At 60.0% G+C, this 3,766-nt stretch carries 4 protein-coding genes; 1 reads left to right on the forward strand and 3 read right to left on the reverse strand.

Annotated elements, in window-relative coordinates:
- Nucleotides 1–24 precede the first annotated feature (24 nt).
- Both JWQ61_RS02740 and JWQ61_RS02745 read right to left on the reverse strand, forming a co-directional pair.
- Nucleotides 25–888, reverse strand: a complete 864-nt coding sequence (locus JWQ61_RS02740; protein ID WP_304359162.1) for a nuclear transport factor 2 family protein — start codon at nt 886–888, stop codon at nt 25–27.
- A 32-nt stretch (nt 889–920) separates the two neighbouring features.
- The gene (locus JWQ61_RS02745; protein ID WP_304359163.1) at nt 921–1,772 is read right to left on the reverse strand and encodes an SDR family oxidoreductase; all 852 of its coding nucleotides are present in this window, start codon (nt 1,770–1,772) and stop codon (nt 921–923) included.
- A 91-nt stretch (nt 1,773–1,863) separates the two neighbouring features.
- On the opposite strand from JWQ61_RS02745, the gene JWQ61_RS02750 reads away from it, so the two are divergent.
- Nucleotides 1,864–2,268 (forward strand): helix-turn-helix domain-containing protein, encoded by a 405-nt coding sequence (locus tag JWQ61_RS02750; RefSeq protein ID WP_304359164.1) that lies wholly within the window; start codon nt 1,864–1,866, stop codon nt 2,266–2,268.
- Nucleotides 2,269–2,368: 100 nt separating this feature from the next.
- Here the strand turns inward: JWQ61_RS02750 and JWQ61_RS02755 are convergent, their stop codons facing one another.
- Nucleotides 2,369–3,727 carry an amidase gene (locus JWQ61_RS02755; protein ID WP_304359165.1) on the reverse strand — a complete coding sequence of 453 codons (1,359 nt, stop codon included), beginning with the start codon at nt 3,725–3,727 and terminating at the stop codon, nt 2,369–2,371.
- Between the last annotated feature and the right edge of the window lie 39 nt (nt 3,728–3,766).

Raw genomic sequence — 3,766 nt, forward strand, 5'->3', positions numbered from 1 at the left:
CCTGCCGGCGAAAACCGGCGGGCTTCAAAAACCGAATTTCCCGTTCTGGTTTTTCCACTCGCTCTGCGGCGGAATGGATTGGTGGACATCCCAGTGCTCGGCAATCTTGCCGTCCTGTACCCGGAACAAATCGTATAAGGAAACCGGCTTATCCGTGGCGATCCCTTCACTGACTACAAGTACAAAATTGCCTTCGCCCAGTACCTTGTGGATGCGCGTGTACTTGATGCTGAGACCGGCCTTGGCCCTGGCTTGCAGTGCGGCGCTCAGGCCAGACAGTCCATCGGCGATCTGCGGATTGTGCTGGATGTAATTGTCGCCGTCGTAATATCCGGCGAGTTTATCCATCCGGTGATTGACCAGTATGTCGTCGACAAAACTGCGCACCATCGCCTTGTTGGACTCTGTCTTGTCGAGGTCTGAAACGGCCGTCTCGCCGTCGATCATGGAGCGGCCGCTAGGATTCGGCTTGGCCGGGGTCTCCTGCAGGTTATCCCAGTGCTCGACGATCTTGCCGTGCTCGAAACGGAGGATGTCAAAACCGATCTTTGGGCCATATAAAAGGTAGTCGGTATGCGCAAACACATAATCGCCATCCTCGAACACGCGCACCGTATTTACCTTGACCGAGCCCTTGGGCAAAGCGTACAGCGTCTTGAAACCGGCCAGGCCGTCGGCGATAGTCAGGTGGTGCTGGATATATTTCTGCGGATTGATGGACGACGCAGCTTCCGAGTCCCCCGTTTCAAGGCTCTTGAGCAGTGCGACGACTTGCTGTTTGTGGCTTGTTCCTTTGCCAGCCGCATGGCTCGGGACTACCGCCATAATGGCCAGCGCGGACAAGGCAACGGCAGCGGCGGAGAAAAAATGCCTGCAACTCTGGTTCATGGTGGTGGCCTCGGTTTCTTGACAGGAGCGGATCAGGCGAGCGCTGCTTCGACCAGCGTCGCAAGTGCCGTGGTCGGCCGGCCGATCAGCCGGCTCAGCTGATGGCCATCGTCAAACAGTGCGCCTTTAGATACCCCGAGATCGGAATCCGACAGCAAACCGGCGACATGCTCAGGCAAGCCTGCACCAAGCAGCGCTTCCTTGAAATCGGCTTCCGCCAGGTTCTGGTAGACCACCGTCTTGCCCGACTGGCGACTGATTTCAGCCGCAAGTTCCGTCAATGTATAGGCTTCGTCGCCAGCCAATTCGTACACCTTGCCGGCCTGATCGGCGCTGGTCAATACGGCCGCAGCTGCGGCGGCGTAGTCGGCACGTGCAGCCGACGCAATCCGGCCTTCGCCGGCACTGCCAATGTAGGCGCCATGCTGCAGGGCGGCGGGTGCGCTGGCCAGGTAGTTTTCCGTGTACCAGCCGTTGCGCAGCACTACATGCGGCAGGCCGGACGCCTTCAGCAGTGCTTCGGTTGCCTTGTGTTCGGCGGCTAGGCCCAATGGCGACGTCTCGGCGCGCAGGACGCTGGTGTAGGCCACCAGGCCGACACCGGCGCGCTTGGCGGCGTCAATCGCATTGCGATGCTGCGGCAGGCGCTGCCCTACCTCGCTGGACGAAATCAGCAGCAGCTGGCCGGCGCCCTTGAATGCAGCGTCGAGCGTCGCTGGTTGGGCATAGTCGGCCAGCCGTACCTGCACACCCAAGGCGGCGAGGTCAGAAACTTTTTCGGGAGTGCGCACTGCGGCGACGATTTCGCTTGCCGGCAGTGTTTTAAGCAGCTCTTTGATGACAAGACGGCCCAGTTGGCCGGAAGCTCCAGTTACGACGATCATGGTCAAATTCCTTTATATGCGAGAGAAGAACTGGCACAATATCATCCAAACTTATGATTAGTAAGTACCAACACAAAGGTAAGTACCCCCCATGAATGAAGACAGCCCGACAGCGGCAACCATGCCCCTCTCCGCCCAGATGAGGAGAGGCGACTTATTTACCGGCAAGTGCCCGTCACGCGAGGTGCTGACGCACGTCACCAGTCGCTGGGGGGTGCTGATCCTGGTCGCCTTGCTGGGCGGGACCTATCGTTTCAGCGATTTGCGCAGGAAGGTGAATGGCGTCAGCGAAAGGATGCTGGCCCAGACGCTGCAATGGCTGGAAGCCGACGGATTCGTGCTGCGTAAATCCTATCCGGTTGTTCCGCCGCATGTCGAATACAGCCTCACGCCGCTCGGGCTGGAGGTCGGAAATAAAGTGGAGGCGCTGGCCGATTGGATTGAAGAGAGTTTGCCGCAGATTATGGAAGCACGGCGTCTCATTGCGGATGGATAAAGCAATTGCTTTGACCCATTTGAATGTAACAAACATCCACGCCGTTTCCGGCAAACACAAACTCCCGGCTCGACCATGCAGTCTGACCGGGAGACCAACCTCAGCTTCGAGGCGGCGAAACAACTGCCTCGACTGCACGCCCCACCGAGAGAATGTGGTGATCGGTATTTTGAATCCCCGCAATCATGAGCCCCACCGGTGCGTCGCCCTGCTGGTGGCATGGCACCGAAAGCGCGCAGCCATCGAATAAGTTGACCACCGACGGGTTGCGCAACATGCGTCCGTTGATGCGATAGTAACTTTCGTCGTCCTTGATCACATCGGCGATTGGAGGAGCAATGTCCGGTGTTGTCGGCATCAGCATCGCATCATAGCCGGCCGCGGCACGGTTAATCGAGAGGACGAATTCGCGCCGGAGCGTCAGAAGCTCAACATAGTCCGGCGCGCTGATGGTCTCGCCTGTCTTGATGCGGGCCAATACTCGCGGATCGTATTTCTCGGCGCCGTCTTTAATATATTTGCGATGCCAGGCATAGGCCTCGGAGGCGGTGATCATGCCCTTTGGATTGATGTTCGGCGCCTGCGCAAACTCGGCCATCGGCAATTCCACGATGATGGCTCCCGCCGCCGACAGCCTCGCCAACGCGGCCGTGAACGCGCGTGCTACAGGATCGGATAAATCATTCTGGAAGAACGTCTTTGGCACCGCGAATCGCAGTCCGCGCAGCGCAGGCGTGCGAGGTGCTCGTACGGTCTCGGCTGTGAGTACCGCATCGAGCAACGCGCAGTCGGCAACGCTCCAGGCGATCGGACCGACCGAATCCAGGGTAGTCGATAGCGGCATCACGCCTTCGCGCGGTACCCGGCGTTGTGTCGGCTTGAATCCGACCAAGCCGTTGAGCGCCGCAGGAATGCGCAGCGAACCGCCGGTATCGGTGCCAATGGCGCCGGCAGCCATGCCGTCAGCCACCGATATGCCGCCGCCCGATGTCGAACCGCCGGGAATGCGGCCGGTGGCGCGATCATAAACATTCTTCGGCGTGCCGTAGTGCGGATTGATGCCAAGCCCTGTGTAGGCGAATTCGACCGTATTGGTGCGCCCGATGATGACTGCACCGGCCTTGCGCAATCTCGCCACCACGGTCGAATCGACCAGCGCGGGCGGCTGGCCGACTAGGACCTTGGAACCTCCCAGGGTAGTTTGTCCGGCCTCGTCCAGCAGATCCTTGATTGAAACAGGTATGCCGGCAATCGGCGAGGCGACCAATCCGCGGCGCCGCTGCGCGTCGATCTCGGTCGCCACGGCACGAGCCTGTTCGGCGTAGACGGTCAGGAAGGCGCGTGAGCCTTCTCCATTCGGATCGCCGATGGCGGCAAGCGCTTCTTCCACCAGCTGGCGGCTGCTCAGCGAACCGGCAGCGAGCCGGTGCGACATTTCCGTCATTGACAGGTGTCCCATTGCCGTACCGGCAGCGGGTCGGGAAAACGCGCGCGGCGC

This window comes from Collimonas fungivorans (assembly GCF_028292705.1).
In the GTDB taxonomy this organism is placed as follows: domain Bacteria; phylum Pseudomonadota; class Gammaproteobacteria; order Burkholderiales; family Burkholderiaceae_D; genus Collimonas; species Collimonas fungivorans_B.